Source organism: Salmonella enterica subsp. arizonae (assembly GCF_008692845.1).
GTDB lineage: Bacteria > Pseudomonadota > Gammaproteobacteria > Enterobacterales > Enterobacteriaceae > Salmonella > Salmonella arizonae.
In genome coordinates this window covers 121,075-142,979 of record NZ_VXJW01000009.1, presented here as the reverse complement: position 1 = coordinate 142,979, position 21,905 = coordinate 121,075, and the positions used below count along the sequence as shown (strand labels likewise).

17 protein-coding genes, 1 tRNA gene and 5 pseudogenes are annotated in these 21,905 nt (G+C 43.5%); 16 read left to right on the top strand and 7 right to left on the bottom strand.

The features are described from left to right. Positions 1 to 228 precede the first annotated feature (228 nt). The 3 genes from hpaR to F4V61_RS16900 all read left to right on the top strand — a co-directional run bounded on the left by hpaR (position 229) and on the right by F4V61_RS16900 (position 2,979). On the top strand, positions 229 to 669 hold the full coding sequence (gene hpaR / locus F4V61_RS16910; protein WP_000543919.1) for a homoprotocatechuate degradation operon regulator HpaR: 441 nt from the start codon (positions 229 to 231) through the stop codon (positions 667 to 669). A gap of 217 nt (positions 670 to 886) precedes the next feature. Beyond that, the gene (gene hpaB, locus F4V61_RS16905) at positions 887 to 2,449 is read left to right on the top strand and encodes a 4-hydroxyphenylacetate 3-monooxygenase, oxygenase component (protein ID WP_000801489.1); all 1,563 of its coding nucleotides are present in this window, start codon (positions 887 to 889) and stop codon (positions 2,447 to 2,449) included. 17 nt (positions 2,450 to 2,466) lie between these two features. Further along, the gene (locus tag F4V61_RS16900) at positions 2,467 to 2,979 is read left to right on the top strand and encodes a 4-hydroxyphenylacetate 3-monooxygenase reductase subunit (protein WP_001195553.1); all 513 of its coding nucleotides are present in this window, start codon (positions 2,467 to 2,469) and stop codon (positions 2,977 to 2,979) included. 122 nt (positions 2,980 to 3,101) lie between these two features. On the opposite strand, the gene hiuH is transcribed toward F4V61_RS16900, so the two are convergent. Beyond that, a complete protein-coding gene (hiuH, locus tag F4V61_RS16895) occupies positions 3,102 to 3,512 on the bottom strand; it encodes a hydroxyisourate hydrolase (protein WP_000833177.1) in 411 nt (136 codons plus the stop codon). 136 nt (positions 3,513 to 3,648) lie between these two features. On the opposite strand from hiuH, the gene hprR reads away from it, so the two are divergent. The 4 genes from hprR to F4V61_RS16875 all read left to right on the top strand — a co-directional run bounded on the left by hprR (position 3,649) and on the right by F4V61_RS16875 (position 7,538). Continuing rightward, the gene (gene hprR / locus F4V61_RS16890; RefSeq protein WP_141029326.1) at positions 3,649 to 4,329 is read left to right on the top strand and encodes a response regulator transcription factor HprR; all 681 of its coding nucleotides are present in this window, start codon (positions 3,649 to 3,651) and stop codon (positions 4,327 to 4,329) included. Then, entirely contained in the window at positions 4,322 to 5,680 is a 1,359-nt protein-coding gene (locus F4V61_RS16885) for a heavy metal sensor histidine kinase (RefSeq protein ID WP_058345507.1), read from the top strand. The genes hprR and F4V61_RS16885 overlap by 8 nt, the downstream gene beginning before the upstream one ends. 177 nt (positions 5,681 to 5,857) lie before the next feature. Continuing rightward, entirely contained in the window at positions 5,858 to 7,327 is a 1,470-nt protein-coding gene (locus F4V61_RS16880; RefSeq protein WP_038396228.1) for a C69 family dipeptidase, read from the top strand. A 109-nt stretch (positions 7,328 to 7,436) separates the two neighbouring features. Continuing rightward, a complete protein-coding gene (locus F4V61_RS16875; protein WP_048908608.1) occupies positions 7,437 to 7,538 on the top strand; it encodes a hypothetical protein in 102 nt (33 codons plus the stop codon). An 8-nt stretch (positions 7,539 to 7,546) separates the two neighbouring features. On the opposite strand, the gene F4V61_RS16870 is transcribed toward F4V61_RS16875, so the two are convergent. Beyond that, positions 7,547 to 7,717, bottom strand: coding sequence for a YlcI/YnfO family protein (locus F4V61_RS16870; protein ID WP_001111006.1), 171 nt, complete (start codon positions 7,715 to 7,717; stop codon positions 7,547 to 7,549). A 330-nt stretch (positions 7,718 to 8,047) separates the two neighbouring features. Here F4V61_RS16870 and F4V61_RS16865 point away from each other — a divergent pair, with 330 nt between their 5' ends. Both F4V61_RS16865 and F4V61_RS16860 read left to right on the top strand, forming a co-directional pair. Then, entirely contained in the window at positions 8,048 to 9,733 is a 1,686-nt protein-coding gene (locus F4V61_RS16865; RefSeq protein ID WP_080160827.1) for a type III secretion system effector inositol phosphate phosphatase, read from the top strand. A gap of 15 nt (positions 9,734 to 9,748) precedes the next feature. After that, positions 9,749 to 10,090 carry a type III secretion system chaperone gene (locus F4V61_RS16860; protein WP_080160828.1) on the top strand — a complete coding sequence of 114 codons (342 nt, stop codon included), beginning with the start codon at positions 9,749 to 9,751 and terminating at the stop codon, positions 10,088 to 10,090. 247 nt (positions 10,091 to 10,337) lie between these two features. Here the strand turns inward: F4V61_RS16860 and F4V61_RS22495 are convergent, their stop codons facing one another. Continuing rightward, a complete protein-coding gene (locus F4V61_RS22495; RefSeq protein ID WP_000877073.1) occupies positions 10,338 to 10,745 on the bottom strand; it encodes a hypothetical protein in 408 nt (135 codons plus the stop codon). 1,927 nt (positions 10,746 to 12,672) lie between these two features. On the opposite strand from F4V61_RS22495, the gene F4V61_RS16850 reads away from it, so the two are divergent. The 5 genes and pseudogenes from F4V61_RS16850 (at position 12,673) to pipB (ending at position 17,960) form a co-directional block, all read left to right on the top strand. Then, a complete protein-coding gene (locus F4V61_RS16850; protein WP_001025466.1) occupies positions 12,673 to 13,569 on the top strand; it encodes an antimicrobial resistance protein Mig-14 in 897 nt (298 codons plus the stop codon). Positions 13,570 to 14,011: 442 nt separating this feature from the next. Next, positions 14,012 to 14,092: pseudogene (locus tag F4V61_RS16845) on the top strand (type VI secretion system tube protein Hcp); the annotation flags it as partial. An 87-nt stretch (positions 14,093 to 14,179) separates the two neighbouring features. After that, positions 14,180 to 14,329: pseudogene (locus F4V61_RS22490) on the top strand (arylsulfatase). A gap of 935 nt (positions 14,330 to 15,264) precedes the next feature. After that, positions 15,265 to 16,323, top strand: coding sequence for a hypothetical protein (locus F4V61_RS16830; RefSeq protein ID WP_000477038.1), 1,059 nt, complete (start codon positions 15,265 to 15,267; stop codon positions 16,321 to 16,323). A 755-nt stretch (positions 16,324 to 17,078) separates the two neighbouring features. Then, positions 17,079 to 17,960, top strand: coding sequence for an SPI-2 type III secretion system effector PipB (gene pipB, locus F4V61_RS16825; RefSeq protein ID WP_079781538.1), 882 nt, complete (start codon positions 17,079 to 17,081; stop codon positions 17,958 to 17,960). A 291-nt stretch (positions 17,961 to 18,251) separates the two neighbouring features. Here the strand turns inward: pipB and arsC are convergent, their stop codons facing one another. After that, positions 18,252 to 18,662: a glutaredoxin-dependent arsenate reductase gene (arsC, locus tag F4V61_RS16820; protein ID WP_080160829.1), complete on the bottom strand. Its 411-nt coding sequence runs from the start codon at positions 18,660 to 18,662 to the stop codon at positions 18,252 to 18,254. Positions 18,663 to 18,674: 12 nt separating this feature from the next. Further along, positions 18,675 to 19,472: pseudogene (locus tag F4V61_RS16815) on the bottom strand (ArsB/NhaD family transporter); the annotation flags it as partial. A gap of 2 nt (positions 19,473 to 19,474) precedes the next feature. On the opposite strand from F4V61_RS16815, the pseudogene F4V61_RS16810 reads away from it, so the two are divergent. Beyond that, positions 19,475 to 19,744, top strand: a pseudogene (locus tag F4V61_RS16810) (arsenical resistance protein ArsH); the annotation flags it as partial. A gap of 197 nt (positions 19,745 to 19,941) precedes the next feature. Here F4V61_RS16810 and F4V61_RS16805 read toward each other — a convergent pair. Beyond that, complete coding sequence (locus F4V61_RS16805) at positions 19,942 to 20,160, bottom strand: hypothetical protein (RefSeq protein ID WP_001293414.1); 219 nt, start codon at positions 20,158 to 20,160, stop codon at positions 19,942 to 19,944. Between the two features lie 212 nt (positions 20,161 to 20,372). On the opposite strand from F4V61_RS16805, the pseudogene F4V61_RS22485 reads away from it, so the two are divergent. Continuing rightward, positions 20,373 to 20,720: pseudogene (locus F4V61_RS22485) on the top strand (type II toxin-antitoxin system RelE/ParE family toxin). A gap of 824 nt (positions 20,721 to 21,544) precedes the next feature. On the opposite strand, the gene F4V61_RS16790 reads toward F4V61_RS22485, so the two are convergent. After that, positions 21,545 to 21,632: transfer RNA gene (locus F4V61_RS16790), tRNA-Ser, on the bottom strand. Between the last annotated feature and the right edge of the window lie 273 nt (positions 21,633 to 21,905).

Here is a 21,905-nt window from a genome sequence, read left to right as displayed (position 1 = left end):
TATTAATGATTAGATTTATGCTTTCGCTGTACATTTAGCAAGCCGGAGTAAAATATTTGTGATGAGATTAACAATATTTTCACAAATCTATTTTAAAATATATAAATATCAAATAATTAATAAAAAACCCTTATTTCTGATAAACTCTAATCGCAAAACAGGTTTCATAGTTAACATCGGTATACACGATTATTCAGGTATTAATAATTCTGCAAAAGAGAATCGCTTATGCATGATTCATTAACCATCGCATTGCTTCAGGCGCGCGAAGCGGCAATGACCTATTTCCGCCCCATCGTTAAAAGCCACAATCTGACCGACCAGCAATGGCGCATTGTGCGGATACTGGCCGATAGTCCATCAATGGATTTTCACGATCTGGCCTTTCGTACCTGCATTTTGCGTCCTAGTCTGACCGGAATATTGACGCGCATGGAGCGGGACGGGCTGGTGTTGCGACTAAAGCCGGTTAACGATCAGCGTAAGTTATATGTCATGTTGACGGAGCAGGGACAAACGTTGTACGCCCGTGCCCGGACGCAGGTAGAAGAGGCTTATCGAAAAATTGAGGCCGATTTTACGCCTGAAAAAACGCAAAAATTGATGTTGCTGCTGGACGATCTTATTGCCCTGGGACGCCAGCATCCTGATGGCGATGAGGAAGCATAGCATTCTCACCTCCCCACGCCGCCGACGCGGGGAGCCCCTCCCGCTTATAACGTTGACGGCGATCGCATTTTACTCTTCTTCTTCGACGTTCATCTGAAAAGTACCGGCCGTTGTCCTGAAAGTCTCTTCACAGTTTACGCTTCTCCATATTCAATTAAACAACAAATAATAAACATATTATTAACAATAACATTCCGATTAAGAGGAAGAGGTCGCAATGAAACCTGAAGATTTTCGTACTGATAACAAGCGTCCGTTGACTGGCGAAGAGTATTTAAAAAGCCTGCAGGACGGGCGGGAAATTTATATTTACGGCGAACGCGTTAAAGATGTTACGACACACCCTGCATTCCGCAATGCCGCAGCGTCGGTGGCGCAACTGTATGACGCATTACATAAACCGGCGATGCAAGATACCCTGTGCTGGAATACCGATACTGGCAGCGGCGGCTATACACATAAATTTTTCCGCGTGGCGAAAAGCGCAGACGATCTGCGTCAACAACGTGATGCTATCGCCGAATGGTCGCGCCTGAGTTACGGCTGGATGGGGCGCACACCGGATTACAAAGCCGCCTTTGGCTGCGCTCTGGGCGCCAACCCAGCCTTCTATGGCCAGTTTGAACAGAACGCCCGCAACTGGTACACCCGTATTCAGGAGACCGGCCTCTACTTTAACCATGCTATCGTCAACCCGCCGATCGACCGTCATAAACCTGCTGACGAAGTGAAAGACGTTTACATCAAGCTGGAAAAAGAGACCGACGCCGGGATCATCGTCAGCGGGGCGAAAGTCGTCGCCACTAACTCCGCCCTGACTCACTACAACATGATTGGTTTCGGCTCAGCCCAGGTCATGGGTGAAAACCCGGATTTTGCCCTGATGTTTGTCGCGCCAATGGATGCCGAAGGCGTAAAACTGATTTCGCGCGCCTCGTATGAAATGGTCGCGGGCGCTACGGGCTCGCCGTTTGATTATCCTCTCTCCAGCCGCTTTGATGAAAACGATGCCATTCTGGTGATGGATAAGGTACTGATTCCTTGGGAAAATGTGTTAATTTACCGTGACTTCGATCGTTGCCGTCGCTGGACGATGGAAGGCGGCTTTGCTCGTATGTATCCCCTGCAAGCCTGTGTTCGTCTGGCGGTTAAACTTGATTTTATTACCGCTCTGCTGAAAAAATCACTCGAATGTACGGGCACCGTGGAGTTCCGGGGCGTGCAGGCCGATCTCGGCGAAGTAGTGGCCTGGCGCAATATGTTCTGGGCATTGAGCGATTCCATGTGTTCTGAAGCGACCCCGTGGGTAAACGGCGCCTGGCTACCGGACCATGCCGCGCTGCAAACCTATCGTGTGATGGCGCCAATGGCCTATGCGAAAATTAAAAATATTATTGAACGTAACGTTACCAGCGGCCTGATTTACCTGCCCTCCAGCGCCCGCGATCTGAATAACCCGCAAATCGACCAGTACCTGGCGAAATACGTACGCGGCTCTAACGGCATGGACCATGTTGAGCGCATCAAAATCCTTAAATTGATGTGGGATGCCATCGGCAGCGAGTTCGGCGGCCGTCACGAGCTCTACGAGATTAACTACTCTGGCAGCCAGGATGAAATTCGTCTGCAGTGCCTGCGTCAGGCTCAGAGCTCCGGCAATATGGATAAAATGATGGCGATGGTCGATCGCTGCCTCTCCGAATACGATCAGAATGGCTGGACGGTTTCGCATTTGCACAATAACGACGATATCAATCAACTGGATAAGCTGCTGAAATAACGCGGCAGGAGATTCTCATGCAAGTAGATGAACAACGTCTGCGTTTTCGCGATGCGATGGCGAGTCTGGCGGCAGCGGTCAACATTGTAACCACAGCAGGTCACGCCGGACGCTGCGGCATCACCGCAACAGCGGTATGCTCCGTCACGGATACGCCGCCCTCCGTGATGGTATGTATTAATGCCAATAGCGCCATGAATCCCGTTTTTCAGGGCAACGGCAGGCTATGCATTAATGTGCTTAACCATGAGCAGGAGCTGATGGCGCGCCACTTTGCCGGTATGACGGGGATGGCGATGGAGGACCGTTTTCACCAGCCATGTTGGCAAAGCGGGCCGCTGGGCCAGCCGGTACTTAATGGCGCGCTAGCCGGTCTTGAAGGCGAAATCAGCGATGTGCAAACCATCGGTACGCATCTGGTGTATCTGGTGGCAATCAAAAATATTATCCTTAGCCAGGATGGGCATGGCCTGATTTATTTCAAACGCCGTTTTCATCCGGTCAGGCTTGAGATGGAAGCGCCGGTTTAATCACCGCTCATGCCCCAGGCGGGATAACCACCGCCTGGGGGATAGTGCTCGATACTCTGAAGATTTTTATTGCCACCGCGCGGTCTGCTTGCCATAAATCGCGGCATTTAATAAAACGTGAATTAACTGCCGCGGTAGGTTGAATAACCATACTGACTTAATAGCAGCGGCACATGATAGTGCTCGTTCGTTTTGCTGATATGAAACTCGACGGGAATCTCCGGGAAAAAGGTATCCAGTTTTTTACTTTCAAAATAATGTCCTGTTTTAAAAACAACGCGGTAATCGCCCGGCGCGGCAGGTTTTTCGGGCCACAGCGCTTTAATACGTCCATCCTGGTCAGTATGCCCGGTATTTAATTGCGCCCATCCGTTATCCTTTTTCTGCTCCAGTACGACCTCCACGCCGGGCGCCGGTTTGCCGGTTTGCTGATCAAGAATATGTACGCTGAGGATATTGTTTCCAGCGGCCAGCGCCATTGCCGGGGCTGCAACAAGAGATGCTATCGCGCTAGCCAGTATATATCGTTTCATGTTTCTCTCCTTTACGGTATTGATGTAGAAAAATATATATGGTGTCGCCAGGGTTAACCTTACACGGACATTACAATTGTGTCATCCTGGTGAGGCATTTCCGGACTCGCTAAAAAGCATATGGCATACTGCGTTGATGAAGATTTTATTGATTGAAGATAACCAGAAAACTATTGAGTGGGTACGTCAGGGACTCACTGAAGCAGGCTATGTGGTTGATTATGCTTGTGATGGACGAGACGGATTGCGCCTGGCCCTTCGGGAACATTATTCATTGATTATTCTTGATATTATGCTACCCGGACTTGATGGATGGCAGGTTTTGCGCGCGTTACGTACAGCGCACCAGACCCCGGTTATTTACCTGACGGCGCGCGACTCGGTTGAGGATCGCGTCAAAGGTCTTGAGGCGGGCGCCAATGATTACCTTGTTAAGCCTTTTTCCTTCGCTGAACTGCTGGCCAGGGTGAGAGCGCAACTCAGACAGCACGTCTCTGTCTTTACCCGACTGTCGATCAATGGTCTGGACATGGATGCCACCAGGCAATCGGTGTCGCGAAATAAAAAACCGATTTCCCTGACCCGCAAAGAATTTCTGCTCCTCTGGCTACTGGCGTCCAGGGCAGGAGAAATCGTGCCCCGAACCGCGATAGCCAGCGAAGTATGGGGGATCAATTTTGACAGTGAAACTAATACCGTTGATGTCGCGATTCGTCGGCTTCGCGCCAAAGTAGACGATCCGTTTGAAAAGAAGCTCATTACGACCGTCCGGGGGATGGGTTATCGATTACAGGCGGAAGCATCGCAAAATGGTTAAATTATCAATGACGCTGCGCCTGACAATTTCTTTTATCGCCATACTTATCCTCGCCTGCACCGGCATTAGCTGGACGCTTTATAGAGCGTTGAGCAAAGAATTAACATATCGGGATGATATGACGCTAATAAACCGGGCGGCGCAAATGCAGCAACTGTTGCTGGATGGCGCCAGACCGGAAAATCTGCCGCTCTATTTTAACCGGATGGTGGATACGAAACAGGATATCTTGTTGATTAATTCACCATCAGATCACAGTGTTGCGATTAACCATAGCGGCATCCCCAATGAACGCCTGAACATGATTCCGCTCGTTAAAAACATAACCCGCGAAACCTTATTTCGCCAGACGGTACGAGGAACGGAGCTGACCGCAGTACGGATCATCGGCAGAAGCGGCGATTACCCGTTGACCCTGACCATTGCCAGGCTGGCGACGGAAAGGCGACAAATGCTGGAGCAATATCGTCACAACAGTTTACTGATAAGTCTTATTGCGATCATCGTCTGTTCGGCGCTCAGTCCGTTGGTCATTAGAAATGGATTACGAGCCATTACGTCGCTCAGCCGGCTCACCGCGGCGACAGATAGTGGCACACTCCGCCAGCCACTGGCGGAACAGGCGTTGCCCGTCGAGCTAAGGCCGCTTGGGCAAGCGCTAAATATCATGCGCCAGAAGCTTTCCGACGATTTTGGACGCCTGAACCAATTTGCCGACGATCTAGCGCACGAGCTGCGCACGCCGGTCAATATTCTATTGGGGAAAAATCAGGTGATGTTGAGTCAGGAACGCAGCATCGAAGAGTATCAACAAGCCCTTGTCGATAATATTGAAGAGCTGGAGGGACTGTCGCGACTGACAGAAAATATTCTCTTTCTGGCGCGCGTGGAGCACCAGAATATAGCGGTAAAAAAACAACCTGTTCCGCTAAATGCGCTGGTCGAAAATATGCTCGATTATCTTAGTCCTCTTGCCGAGGAGAAGCGCATCCGTTTTATAAGTCAATGTCAGGGAACGGTGTGGGCTGATAAAATATTATTACAAAGAGTGCTTTCAAACCTCTTGACGAATGCCATCCGGTATTCTAATGAAAACGCCGTGATACGTATTGAAAGCGCTTATGATAATAACGCTGCGGAAATTCGGGTCGCTAATCCGGGAAACCCTGCCGCCGATCCGGGCAAACTTTTCAGGCGTTTTTGGCGAGGAGATAATGCCCGCCACACCACCGGTTTTGGTCTGGGATTATCGCTGGTTAACGCGATTGCAATGTTGCACGGCGGCTCTGCGTCTTACCTCTATGCCGATAAACACAATATCTTTTCGGTTCGTCTGCCTGATAACGGTTGAAAGCTGACGTCAGTACGGCCTGTATTTTCCCTTCCCTGCTGCAGGGCTGTTGTTATCAATACAACCTCAATAAAGAGAAAATAAGGTATGTCGGCAAAGAATATTGCCGGCTCGATCACTTTCTCGGTTTCTAATCCAGGGTCAATTTATCCCATAACGCGTTATTCAGGAGCTTTTATGAAACTGTATTTTGCATTCGCCGTTACGCTGCTGGGTCTGGGTAAAGTCATCGCCTGCACTACCCTGTTGGTAGGCAATCAGGCTTCGGCTGACGGTTCCTTCATTATCGCGCGCAACGAAGATGGCTCGGCGAACAACGCCAAGCATATGGTTATCCATCCAATCTCGTTTCATCAACAAGGCGAGTATAAAGCACACCGGAACAACTTTAGTTGGCCGCTTCCTGAGACAGCGATGCGCTATACGGCGATTCATGACTTTGACACTAACGATAACGCCATGGGTGAAGCAGGTTTCAATTCGGCGGGCGTCGGAATGAGCGCAACGGAAACCATTTATAACGGCAGCGCGGCACTGGCTGCCGATCCTTACGTAACAAAAACGGGAATTACTGAAGACGCCATTCAGACAGTGATCCTGCCAGTGGCGCATTCGGCACGTCAGGGCGCCAAATTACTGGGCGACATTATTGAACAAAAAGGCGCGGGCGAAGGTTTCGGCGTCGCTTTTATTGATACTAAAGAGATATGGTATCTGGAGACGGGAAGTGGCCATCAATGGCTGGCGGTACGACTTCCAGCAGATAAATATTTCGTTTCCGCAAATCAGGGACGTTTACGCCGTTACGATCCAAATGATAAAGCGAATTATATGGCGTCGCCGACATTAGTCAGCTTTGCGAAAAAGCAGGGATTATATGATCCAGCCCACGGCGAATTCGACTTCCATCAAGCCTATTCGCAGGATAACAAAATCGATATCACCTATAATTATCCGCGTGTCTGGACGCTACAGCACCAGTTTAATCCACATCTGGATACTGCCGTTAGCAAAGGGGAAACGTTTCCCGTTTTTTTAACGCCAATGACGAAAATTAACCTGGAGGCAATAAAAAACGCGTTACGCAACCACTATCAGGGCACGCCGCACGATCCTTATGCCAATCATCACCCACAAGAACCATGGCGACCCATATCCGTTTTTCGTACTCAGGAGTCGCATATCTTGCAGGTCAGACCGGGATTACCACAGGCCGTAGGCGAAGTAGAATACGTGGCCTATGGAATGCCATCCCTTAGCGTGTATCTCCCCTATTATCAGGGAATGCGTCATTATCAGCCCGGATATGATAAAGGAACCGATCGGGCGAGCAGTGATTCTACCTACTGGACATTTCGCACGCTGCAAACGCTGGTTATGCAGGACTACAATGCTTTTGCGCCAGATGTGCAACACGCCTGGAAAACATTTGAACAGCAAACGGCTAAGCAGCAACATACGATGGAACAGACATATCTGAGATTGTATGCGTCGCATCCGAAAGAAGCGCAACACTTACTGCAAAATTTTGAAGATAAAACGATGCAAAATGCGCAAACGCTCGCTCATCGCCTGACAAATAATATTATTACGAAAATGACCTATAATACAGATATGAAATATCACTTTTCAGGTACGCAACCATGAAATTTAACGATAACCCATGAGCCACTCATAAACAATAAGGTAAAGAGGCACCAAAATTAGCCAGATATAAAAGATAATAATTATTATTGATTCATAGAGAGGATAGCTTATTACACTCCAGGCAAATATCAGTAAAGAGACAAAAGCGGCAAAAAAGCAGGAGGTATACAAGCACGTTCTTCTTTTCAAAATGGCGCATCCTCTCGTATAAGACGATAGCTACAGCTTATGTCCAGTATTACATAACTTCTCTCGACAGGCCTCTTTTACCCATGCTGAAAAATTTCGCGTCTTCTCAGATTTTAACGCGAATTCTATCTGTTCAAGCATGGAATAGGAAAAACGAATATTCTTCGTAACGGTCTTACTTGTTCGGGGCTTTGCTGGCATACACATACCTGTATAACATTTGATGTAACGCAGTTACTTTACGCAGGAGTAAATCGGTGAATTTGATCTGAGTCAAAAAGGTGGATTTTCAATAAAATTTGAGCCATAAACTGTGAGGTTTGTAGATTTTTTGATCATCTAATGTGCCGCTATTCCCCCATTATCACCTCTATGTAGGGACGTCAGAACGCCCCATGGCCTGAACAGACGCTTCCCCACTAAAAAGGACGTTTTTTTAAAGTTTCTGGCGAATAGAAGTCACACCCTATTAAGGGGTCGTTAAACCTGTCGAATGTTCCCACTACACCATTCAGGGATATTAAATACGCTATGCAGATACAGAGCTTCTATCACTCAGCTTTATTAAAAAGCCAGGAGGCTTTTAAAAGCCTACAAAAAACCTTATACAACGGAATGCAGATTCTGTCTGGTCAGGGAAAAGCGCCGGCTAAAGCACCCGACGCTCGCCCAGAAATCATTGTCCTGCGAGAACCTGGCGCAACATGGGGGAATTATCTACAGAATCAGAAGACATCTAACCACTCGCTGCATCATATCTATGATTTACAACGTGACCTTCTTACCGTCACGGCAACCGTTCTGGGTAAACAAGACCCGGTGCTAATAGCAATGGCAAACCAAATGGAGTTAGCAAAAGTTAAAGCGGACCGGCCAGCAACAAAACAAGAAGAAGCCGCCGCAAAAACATTGAAAAAAAATCTTATCGAACTTATTGCAGCACGCACTCAGCAGCAAAATGGTCTGCCTGCAAAAGAGGCTCACCGCCTTGCAGCAGAGATGTTTAAGGATGCTCAGGTCAAGCAGCTTAATAGTCAGTCCTGGCAGACCATAAAAAATACGCTAATACATAACGGGCATCATTATACCAATACGCAGCTCCCTGCCGCAGATATGAAAATCGACACAAAGGATATATTTCCCAGCGCTTATCAGGGAAAAGGCGTATGCAGTTGGGATACCCAAAATATTCATCACGCCACTAACCTGTGGATGTCCACGGTGAGTACGCATGAGGACGGTAAAGATAAAACGCTTTTTTGCGGGATACGCCATGGCGTTCTTTCCCCTTATGGTGTGAAAGATCCGCTGCTGCGTCAGGTGGGCGCTGAAAACAGAGCCAAAGAAGTATTAACTGCAGCGCTTTTTAGTAAGCCTGAGCTGCTTGAGAGTGCCCTAAAGGGCGAAGCGGTAAGCCTGAAACTGGTGTCCGTTGGGTTACTCACCGCGTCGAATGTTCTCGGTCAGGAAGGAACGATGGTCGAGGATCAAATGCGTGCATGGCAATCGTTGACCCAGCCGGGAAAAATGATTCATTTAAAAATCCGCAATAAAGATGGCGAACTACAGACGGTAAAAATAAAGCCGGAAGTCGCCGCGTTCAATGTGGGTGTCAATGAGCTGGCACTCAAGCTCGGCTTTGGCCTGAAGGCATCTGATAGATATAATATCGAGGCGCTACATCAGTTATTAGGCAATGATTTACGCCCTGAGGCCAGACCGGGTGGCTGGGTTGGCAACTGGCTGGCGCAATACCCGGATAATTATGAAGTCGTAAATAAATTAGCACGCCAGATTAAGGATATCTGGAAAAATAACTTGCATCATAAAGATGGCGGCGAACCCTATAAACTTGCACAACGCCTTGCAATGTTAGCCAATGAAATCGGCGCCGTGCCCGCCTGGAATTGTAAAAGCGGCAAAGATCGTACAGGAATGATGGATTCAGAAATCAAACGAGAAGTCATTTCTTTCCATCAGACCCATACTTTAAATGCTCCAGGCAACCTTCCAGATCGCAGTGGACAGGAAATTTTCCAAAAAGTATTACTTAATAGCGGTAACCTGGAAATTCAAAAACTGAATACGGGGGGAGCGGGAAATAAAGTAATGAAAAATTTGTCGCCAGAAGTGCTCAATCTTTCCTATCAAAAACGAATTGGTAATGAAAACATCTGGCAATCAGTAAAAGGAATTTCCTCATTAATCACTTCTTGAGTCTTAAGGTAATATATGGAAAATCTATTAAATCGTTTATATGACGCGTTAGGGCTGGATGCGCCAGAAGATGAACCGCTTCTCATCATCGATGATGAGATACAGGTTTATTTTAATGAATCCGATCTCATGCTGGAAATGTGCTGTCCCTTTATGCCGTTGCCTGACGACCTCCTGACTTTGCAACATTTTTTACGTCTGAACTACACCAGTCCTGTAACTATCGGCGCTGACGCAGACAATACTGCTTTAGTGGCGCTTTATCGCTTACCACAGACCAGTACTGAAGAAGAGGCGCTCACCGGTTTTGAATTATTTATTTCAAGCGTGAAAAAATTTATAGAATATTATACATAATATATCAATATACTCTCTTCAGGAGATGAAACGCGATGCGTATTCCCATTGTCTAAAGAGACAAAACCAGAGTCTATATAACCCAAAGATAACCCCCAGAGAATAACATTCGTTGGGGGTTATCTTTGGTGGAAATATGAGGGAAAAATGCTCATCTCTCTCATTTTGCATTGCTGGCGGGAGAAATCTTATTGTATGTAAGTGTTCGCTAATTTGTTTTCATATCACTATAGCACAATATTATCTATTAACCATTGACAATCATCGCAGCTAAACCTGCAGACAGGGTTGCAGCAAAAATCGCAGCAATAGCCACCGCGGTAACGCCAACGCCAGCTCCGACAGCAGCGGCAGTTTTCCCTTTAGAGATATCTTTTTTCTCAAGTGAGGTCAGGTCTGCCAACGGAATTACTTGATCGGTACTGGTAATTAACGATTGTGGCGTGACTTTCTGAATAGTCACCGTATCCTGACTGCCATCTTTACATTTATATTGTACTACATCGCCTTCATATAGCGGAGGATCAAGAAGATAGTAGGTATAGTTTCTTTCTAATTGATGCTGACGGAGTTGTACGGGATTAAACGTTGAACATCCCGTCATCATCATGACGGTAATAACCATCATTCCTGCCAATAATTTTTGATATTTCATCTTTTCTTCTCACCTTCTTTCTCACCGATTAATAACAACAAATCATTATGTACTGCCAGATAGTTGAGAGTCAGTTGACCGTTATGATGATAAATTACCCGCTCGCCTATTCATTGAGAGCGCGCTACATAACTTTTATAGTGATACTAATAACATGGATTTTCTAAACCATTACTATACCGCAGTGTTATTGTTTAAATTAGTAACGCACACAGTCCGTGCGTTACTATATTTACTTTAATAATCACTCATTGTGCAAGAAATACAAAAAATATTCATGTCTGCTCTGCTGACCACCGATATATACCCGGATTAAAATGAGTTTCACTATCGCCTGATTCTTCCATCACGATTTTTAAATTTTCGATTGCGTCAAACCGCCTTCATGTATGACAAAATAAATAATAACAACAATCATCATCATGAAAATTCGAGATAATGCCTCAACGCAGTGGTAAGTTTTAGTAGTAGACCATATATTTTCCTATGAAAGCTCCTGTGACCTTTTTCGTTTTTTCAACAAAGCGTAAGAAGCAGCTTTTATAACCTGTTATAATGACTGGCGATGTTATATTTTAATTTTTATCAATCAATGTTTAGACATTATTTAAATGTTTATATCCATCAGTAAACCGTATCATGACAAATTAATTAAATGATGATCAGAAATATGCCAATAACGTCATCAGGCCCCTACGCCAGAGCATTTAAAGATAAAAAAATATTCATTATTTATGTAGCTGGTAATTATGAAAACAAGCTGATAACTAAACCTGTGAAGGATATTGATTGAAAACTGTTATAATGTTCAGCCTAACATTAACGATGTTTTGTGTTAATGCCGGGAATATTCATGCTGAGCTTGCGAAATTGGTGGCATTACAGTGAGTAGATGGTACTACTAAGATTACGCTTACTGATGGACGGATTTTAACGACTGCCAGGAAAGGTTTTAAAATCCCCTTCAGAGCGATTAGAAAATAATATAAAAATTCTATTTTAGCAAAAAAATTATGGATGAGCATTATAATACGCGTCAGAAAAATTGAGACCTAATGAATAAATCACTTCAGAAGCTATAAAAATTGATAGTCAGGCGGCCATCTATGCTCCTGACAGCGTAAAAAATCCAGAAACTAAATAAGCAGTGAATTTTATTTGTATTAGCCGCTTGACCCTCATGGGAAGTCGTCATCACGTTTTTCAGGCACCCTCTGGGGTCGTACAGAACCACGCCGCAGAAAAAGCCTGTACACGCCGCACAAAGCGAACCGCCATGGACATAACAAGATGCTTCCATTTCGGTACGCTCATCCAGGAATAGTCAGACAGAAATAATCTATTAGCAAGACACCGTGTTAGACAATGTTTACACGCCCCCTCTTCAGCTATCTGCCTACGCGAACCTGTTGTTGTGGTTATATTATGGTTAACATTTGTTTACCACGCCATATATAGCACACATATAATACCAATAGCAATTGCACGACAAAACAGAAGAAACCACTCAGTTTATACGATTAGTCGCAGCCAGTTTACAATGTTTAAATAACGATACTTTATAACATAACATGCATTCTGATAAACCGAACAGCAATATTAAGATAATCAGGATGCATCACTTATTGTAACGATGGGAATACTTGTTATACTCATTCAATCTGGAGACAGAAACCAGTGACATCAACAGACCTTATAATTATTCTGTGCCTGGCGTTAATTATAATTTCAGGGATATGTTTATACCATGTTTTAATGGTGGTCATAAGATTATTAAATAAGCACTAAGTAATTATCATCTTAATGTTATCTGATTACGTTCTCAGCGAGTTTCTGATGCAAAATACTGTTTCATTAAAAATCAACATATTACATCGATTACCATAATTGCAGTATCACTTTACATTTGAAAATACAGGAGTTATTTTTGAATATTCAGCATATTAAACGAAAACTTACCCACTGGGAAACATCTTCTTTTCCCATATATAGAGACACCTTCGAACAATATGGTGGTAGCGTTAACATGCATCCTGATATCGTGGAATATTTCATGAAATATCATGACTGGAAATTTTCGTTTTTTCACTACAAAAAATATGACGAAATTAAAGGGGCGTATTTTGTATGTAACAATCAAAACATTGGAATACTTATGCGCAGAGCATTTCCGCTTTCATCTGATGAAGTACTTATTCCTCTTGCCCCTGAGCTACGATGCTTCCTTCCTGAACGTACCAATAAGCTTTCTGTATACCACAGGTCACAAATTATTAATGCCACATGGCGTCTTGCCAGAAAGAAACAGAACTGTCTGGTAAAAGACACCTTCTCTACTAAATTTGGAAAAAACCGTCGTAATGAGTATCAAAAGTTTCTCCGGAATGGTGGAAACGTCAAAAGCCTGGATGATTTTTCAGGTGATGAACTGGTGTGGATTTACCAGTCATTATTCCGCTCACGGTTTGGTGATACTCTCCCGTGTTATCCGACAGGCAACCTGACCGACTTTTTTTCCCGCCTTCGCCACCTCTTGTATGGTTGTGTGCTCTATGTTGAAAACTCACCATGCGCTTTTGATATTGTTTTAAAGGCAGAGAGCCGCCTTAATGTATATTTTGATGTTCCAAACGGCGGTGTAAAAAAAGAATGCATGAATCTTAGCCCCGGAAGTATACTCATGTGGCTTAATGTTAATAATGCAAAGAGTTATTGCCAGGCAAAAAATAAGAAGTTTATTTTTTCTATTGGCGCCCTCAGACCTGAGTGGGAGTACAAGCTACGTTGGGCTGAACCATTTTTTACCGGAAAATCTTTTTGTTAACATACCGAGAGCAGCTCCATACAAGCCTGGTCCTGCTCTCTACATTATGGTCATATCTTTCTGGCCTTCAAACCACGGTCAGTTAATATTCGGTGCTTTTTAGTATCCACCCAGTTTACCTGCTCCCGGTTCCTTTACCACTCGCAGAGCTGTGCTTTATCTTTATCTGTTGCACTTCCAGGATCAACTATATCCTAATTCTTCTGTGAAAATTTTATCTTAGATGGTTACTGCTCACAGTGAGTTTCAATGGAAAAGAACCAAACTACTATCAGTAATATTCATATGTTTGTTGGAGTAGAATATAGCGCATCCCAATAAAAATCAGAATATTTGCACTAAGACAGAGAAAGAACAGCTTAACCATATGTTAGAAGAAATATTTGGAGAATTAAATATGTGTCAGATATCTGAATTTCCGTAAGTGCGTCAGGCTCGAATGCGTTATGAGGCGATCACCGGGAAGTATACGGAAGGTAATATTATCTATCGTGATTCATGGAACGATCGTTGTTGTGCATGATGACGAAGGGCATCAGAGGGGGAAAATTCCTCCTCTGACGCTAAAGAGGTGATAAGAATGGTCGACTTAACCGCAGAACAATGACATCTGGCGAAGATAGTTCATGACTACGCCTGTCAGTTTCCTCTGACATAAAATGGTGATGCTCAGTTATTGCAGGGCTGTTATGCTATATGGATGGAAAGGCTGGCTCAGAGCATTGCTGATCGAGTCATTGAGATACCAAAAGATCACTAAAAACAACGGACCGGAAATTTCGGCGGTTCCGGCGTTGACCCCTATACACTCAACAGGGCGTTTCTAAGGAAACACGGGAAGCTGTTATAATAAACTCTCGTAACGGATCGTAGGGCATGGAGTCAGCTTCAGCGGTAAGCCCTTGTTTTTGGTTCTGTTGTACCAGTGATTTTGTTTCATCTATATTTTGGGGGGAGGTTCAAATTCAATTAAATAAAGGTTTTCATATCCTTTTCTTTTTATGCCTTTCAATGCATCATCAAGAGATGATTAAGAATTAACCCTGTTAGTAAAATAAACTGACTTTGGATTATAATTTAACCAGTTAGCGTCACTTTGGCTACCGGGTTATATCAATGTACGCTGAGCAAGCGCTAATTTATTAATATTATCGGTTAAGTTATTATTTTGGATTGTCTTTGTGTTAAGCATAAAGGCAACACTTTTTTATCCATGGTAACATAATCATATTTTATGTAAACATCAAGTGGTGGATCTTTTTTTCCGTATTTATTAAGTTGCTCAGAATTTATTTTACTTAATGAAAAAATGTATCATTTGATTTTAAATTATCATTATGAGTCACAACCCAATTATGGTATGATAACGTACGCATTGACACTTTCAAAAATCTTATCGTCTTTTCTTTAACAATAGCGTTGTTATTACTGATTGTAGCTACCTGTGCAGGACCTGTGTTGAAAACATTATTCTTGGGTTTACAAACTAGTTTCAGTCATTTGCCCCCGATGCGATCTTTTAAACGTGCGGCTACCAATCCAGCCATTATTACGCTCAACAAAACGTAATCAGCCAACTCACGGCTCCTTTTATATCAATGCTTGGGCAATAAAAATCAAACTGCTCCAACGTCTTTAATATACCATGTTATGCTGATGAATATTATCCATAATAGCATAAAGCTGAGGAGTATTATGTTTAAATCTATACATAACAATGGTTCATCTAACATTGTATTTGATATGGTGAAGAAAGATGTTATTGGTTGCATGGACGATGTAGCGGAGTATAGAGAAAAAATAAAACAATTATCTGAAGTGTCTTTACAATTTTCTCAATTATTTTTCCATTTTGAAGATTTTTGTAAAAAAAATAACATACTCATTTTTTGTCATAGTGAGGAAGAGCTGGCTCAGTGCTTTGCTAATGAAAATCCCCAATATACCTTTTCTGAAAGCTTTAATTATATCTCCCGAACTCATTCTTATGGGTTTACTGCATTAACAGAAAATAGAATTTATTCTATTTCTGGAGCACGAGGAAAACATGGTGCCAATCATGAGATGATGCACCTATTATCTGCTCCCGGAGGGAAGACAAAAATGTTATTGCAAATTTCCGCAAATATGATGGAAGGAACCAATGAATTTTTTACACGTGAAGTAGAAAAATATATGTCAGTTATTGAACCGGAAATTACTGAGGCATACTCATTCACTTATCCTAAACAATATGAATTTATTACAACCATCATTAATGTATGTGGTGAAACAGTAAAAAATGCCTTATACCAGATTCATTTTTGTGGTGAAGACACCGATTGTCTTATTGATGCTATGCTCCTCCAATGGAAACAAAAAAGTGTCATGGGAAATATGAAGCCAGTTTACAAAACACCACCTAATGAGACACAGGCAAAAAATTTTTTAAAAAGGTTTTTAATAGAAATTACCAGTAATATGGATGGAGAATCTGATAATAGTATTGCGCTTACGGGGTTTCACAAACGCTTTCCTACACCTGAACCAGAGATACCCCCGCCTCCACCACTACCACCATTACCTGGTGCGCCACGACCGTTACCTGTTGCGCCACCGATATTACCTGGTGCGCCACCGCCATTACCTGGTGAGCCACAAATTTTGGATGCGATAGATGCCGGCTTTAATGAGGAGGAAGCATACAATATTTTTAAATTACAGATGATGGATTTTCTGCATTTGGTGCCACCTCCCCCTCCGTTGCTATTCTAATAGTAAAAATCTGCTTTCATAGAAGAGGGCATTAATTGCGCCCGGGAAGGGCGTACCAAAACTCTTAAAAAAAGAAGTCGCCGCCAGTCCCAGGAGATGTTCCATAGCGAACAAGGAAGCCAGTATACCAGCCTTAAATATCAACAAGTTATATGGCGACGCAGAATAAAGCAAAGCGTCAGTTGACGAGGATACTGCCGGGATAATAGCCCCACGTAATGCCAGACTGAAATCAGAATGCGGACCAGCGAATGGTTACGCAGAAAGTTATCGCAACCATAGAGAGAAAAGAAGCCTGGATATAGAATCCAGCCTGCTCTTTCTATCATATCCTCATTTCCGACATTGCGTATGGCACTGAGCAGATTAAAGAAATCAGGTTCCCGGGCTTCGTTTGCTAAGTGGGTAATCTCTGGGTAGAGACCGGAACCTAATGTAATGGACGGCCTCTGTACAAACACAAGGATAATTGCCGTTTCCATCCTGGTCCGCAATATGAAAAAATTTCGTCAAACGGAATTCGTTAGACCTGTTAAAAAGCAGAATTATTTAGTGGAATTTACATTTACAGGAAAGAAGAGTATGGGAAAACGAAAGAGTCCCTTGAAAAGCCGTTTACATTCACGATTTCTTTCATATTCCCCCTTATCTATAGAAAATTCAAATAAAATTCATAATACAAAAAACACCTTATATCCTGTTTTTTATTATATCATAAATTAAAACAACTTAACTCACAACGGCAGGTAACCAAAATGCCAATAACTCAAGCAACACCAGAAAAAGTAGCAAAGTATTTGTGTGCAGCCGGAGTCGGTACGAAAGAGGCAATGGAAAATGCAACATCACCGCAGGGCATATGTGAATGGATTGTTAACTTTTTTACCTGTGGCAGAGTAAAAAGAAACAATGAAAAATGCTTTCGGGAGGTAGTGGAAAAACTGACCACGGCGTTATTACATGTAAATAAAGATGATTTTTATAGTGGTGCCAAAATATTTCTGGAGGATATCAACGGGTGCGTTACAAGTTTCTCATATGGAGAAGTGTTCGAAAGCTCCAGCCCTATGGTCACTGTAGAAGTTAGTAAAAATGGAAAGACTGTAACGCGCACAATTGTTGCCAAGACATTTTTGGATGCATGCCGAATGTTAAAGCTTATGAATAAATATAATATACAACAGCAAGAGGATAGCGCCCTTTTAACCGATGAAGGTAAGCTTGATCTGCGTGGAGCAAACCTGACTCATAAAGATTTCAATGGAGAGGATTTGTCACATATAGATGCCTCTAATGCAGATTTCCGTGGTTCGAATCTTTCTGACGTAAATTTAATAGGTGCAAATTTGTGTTGCGCAAACCTACATGCTGTAAATCTGATGGGCTCAAACATGACTAGAGCAAACCTGACTCACGCAGACCTGACTTATGCTAACATGTCCTCTGTAAACTTAACCGCTGCAATTCTATTCAGCTCAGACTTCACTAGCACCAACCTAAATAGTGCAATATTAGATAAGATAGCTCTAACTTTAGCGAAATCATTAACAGGAGCCAATCTGACAGGTATTCAACATACCCCCACCCCACTCCTGGATTACAATGATGAAACTCCTTTCCCCCGCCTGATATTTTAGTTGGGATAATCAGCGAGATCTGTAACACATCATGAGAATATAACTATATTCTTAATTATTTGATTGCAAAGAATATTATAAACAAAGGGTATTCAAACAAAAGAATATTCTCTCTTTTATTAAATCCCCCCAACACTTAAGTTTTATTATAAATAACATTTTTAGCATATTTTTACATTTTTGATATTCCGCGATGTGATCGCAACGTTCGTCGGCGTTCAGTAGTCGAAGCCAAGCTGGAGGAGTTTAATAAGCGTTTATGGAAAGCGTAAATTACTGCTTCACCCGTTTTCATTTTTCATCAACCACTTGTTCACCCTCCGCTTTCGTGAAAACATCTTTTTGGGAATCTGGAATAATGTCCAGCACAACTTCGGAAGGACGACACAGTCGTGTGCCCACAGATGTCATAACAATAGGACGATTAATCAAGATGGGATTCTCAATCATAAAACTAATTAATTGCTCATCGGTAAACTTATCATCAGCGAGGACAAGCTTCTCATAAGGTTCAACATTCTTACGCAGCAAAGCACGTACAGTAATCCTCATATCTGTAATAAGTTTAACCAGTTCATTATGAGTCGGTGGCGTATCGAGATAATAAATTATCGTCGGTTCATTGCCGCTGTTGCGGATCATCTCCAGTGTGTTACGAGAAGTACCGCAAGCCGGATTATGATAGATTGTAATTTTGCTCATAGCAGTATTTCATTACAGAGTGACAGAGAGCCGCAGCACCAAAGCGGCCAGAGCGACAAATAGAACCGGCAGGGTCATAACAATGCCGATGCGGAAATAATATCCCCAAGTGATCTTCATATTTTTCTGAGAGAGCACATGCAGCCACAGTAACGTGGCCAGACTACCAATCGGGGTGATTTTAGGGCCTAAATCGCAGCCAATAACGTTGGCATAAACCATGGCCTCTTTTCGCTACGACAAACAGTATAACGGCTCCGGCTACTGCTATCGCGCAGACGGGAAGACCCAAAGACTCCAGAACGAAAAAACCGATCAGCAGAATTAGCAGGACAATCCAGCCTGCCCTAAACGTCGCTAAATCTTTTATCGCGCGGCTGATGACTTCAGTAACAAAGCATCATACGTTGTCGGGATATCCCTACGGAAAAACATATGCAACATCACCAGCGTAGCGGCAATGGCCGCTATATCTACAGGAAGCATGACAGAAGCATATTGCGTAAAACCCAGACCAAAGTAATCCGCCGAGACGATATTCATAAGATTAGAGACAACGAGTGGCAAACTGGCGGTATCCGCAATAAACCCCGCGGCCATCACAAAGGCCAGCGTTGTCTCTTTGCTGAACCCCAGCGCAAGCAGCATAACTATCACTATCGGTGTAAGGATCAGCGCCACGCCATCGTTGGCAAATAGTGCAGCAACGGCAGCGCCAAGCAAGACTATCCATGTGAATAATAATGACCCACGCCCGTTACCCCACCGGGAAACGTGTAGTGCAGCCCATTCAAAGAAACCAGACTCATCATATTCTGGGTCAGTGGATACGTACGTTCACCATCCCCAACCAGTCCTCGGAGGCAAAAGCCTGGCAGGAATTCGATGAAAATGGGCGAATGAAACCCTCTGCATGGTATGCCAGGATCGTCGACGTCACTGAAGAACTGTTTAAAGTCACGCTCCTGCTGAAAGGATATACTGGATACCTTGCGTATCGCCACAGCGCAAGCAAAGAAAGTCATCAGCCATTGCCAGCTCGCATTAACCAAGAAAAATCTGATATCTGGAATCACCGCTAAATACGTACGTACAGGCCTTCAAATGGTATTTCACCAGCCTAAGGCCTTTTAATTTAAAACAGCGCCGGGTAACGTAATAACGTATATCATTCTCAATGCTGGCTTTAAATCCATAAATGTTCTGGACAATATTTCTTAATGATATTTTGCTTTTAACGCTTCTAAAAAGCATTCTACGCAAGCGTTATCAATAATTATCAAGAATTATCAATAATTTTTATCCCTAGAAAACTATCATCTTCAGCAATGCAAACTGACAGGTGTTCAATATTATAATAACCATGCTCCATCAGTTCCCGTTCTGCCTGATAAAGGGCATCGCCTGTACTGGCTGCCCTCAACGTTACAGAAAGGAGAACCCCGCTGATTTTCTGACTGGAAGCAATAAATACTGCTGTAAATACCATTTCACTCACCACAGATCTCCTGTGTACTGTTCCATACCGGGTTATGGAACATTCTTCATGTTTCTTTGGTTATGCCCATCGTACAGATTCGTACATTATTGCACTGTAATCATGCAGCATGTCATGAGTTTTTCACGATAGAACAGTTTTGAGAAAGAATATTCCACTACGCTTTACCATTATTCCTGGGGTTGTGAACAAGGCGGGCATCCACAACACGACTGTGCACACTCACAGTGAAAACCTGCATCGACGATATCGCAAGTTTTCTCCACCGTATTAAGGTAGAAGCTAAACCAGTGGTTTCTGAAATTCTCGAACAACTTGAGAAGCAGGCAGGCCAGCTTCCACTTGATTGCCAGATTTATCCTGAACTGGTCAAACTCGGAGTGGCAAAATATCGGGAATACAATACCGCAGGCGGGTATCGTGTTTTGTATTAGGTGGATGACTCGACATTAACAGCGCATACGATTTTGTCGCACCGTCAGGACATTAAACAGTTGCTGTTTAAACATCTCATCCAGACCTTAAAATCTCCCGCTTCGGCGCTGAGGAATCCCCAGTAATAGGCGGATAAAAAAGGACAGGCATAGAATTTTGTGCTCTACTGATTGTGCTAACAACGCAGGGAGACCACCTCTATACCCGTTCGTTCATTATGCCAGAACTTTTTCCGTGACGCTTTGACACCGTTTCATCAGTGTCGCCGGCGTGCCTCCCTCACTCTCATTAGTATTATGACGCTATCTGCCCGGTCAGGCTCAGGTAAAAACAAGATCAAGCGTATTGATCGCCTGCCTGGAAATTTGAGAAGAGTCATCAGATAGCTGACATTAGCGGAGAATATCCTGAGGCATTCTTCGCTAATTTTAAAGCGAACGGTACTGAGCACCGTTTTTAACCACCTTGCCAGAAGCTACCAGCATATGGTACTGGTTTATGGGACTCTTTCAGCGCCGAAGCGGGATTTTTTCTTCTGTTGTCAAAGGCAGCGGGGAAAAATATTCTAACAATATTCTGATATCCTAAAGCAACAAGGGACTACCTTTCGGTAACCCCTTGTTTAATTTGGCGGAAGCGAAGAGATCCGATATCTGGAATCCTTTTGGGTCATCAGTTTTCAGGACCGAAGAAAACTTTTAAATAGCATGTGGTTAATATTTTCATTTGGTATGTTGATCGCATTTTCACCACTGATAAATCAACAAGTTAGACAGTATCTACAAGATAGTATACCAACGATTTTAGGTGCTTCGGCTGGATGGTCCGGTTATTGGGGAAAAGTGAATTTTTATTCAGATTGAAGGATACGATATTCTCTGAGAATATTCTTTTTTATTCTTCGCCTTAAAAACAAAGGGGCTACCTTTCGGTAACCCCTTGTTTAATCTGGCGGAAGCGCAGAGATTCGAACTCTGGAACCCTTTCGGGTCGCCGGTTTTCAAGACCGGTGCCTTCAACCGCTCGGCCACACTTCCGGAATGAGGCGCACTATAAACATCCCGGTGCGTCATGTAAAGGCCGAATGTGTTCGTTTGCGTGAAAAACAGGCAAAATCTTGTTAATCGTCTGAAATAGCAGCACATTGACCACTTCTTCAACACAAAAACAGGCTTAATGCGTGTTTATCGCCCCTGTTTTTACCGCTCTGATTATCGATTTTTTGTGTTCTCTTTTGTTAGCAGTGCTTTGTTGGTGCTGCGACATGTTTTATGACGTAGCGCCAGGCGAGAGAAGACCGTTTCAACGAC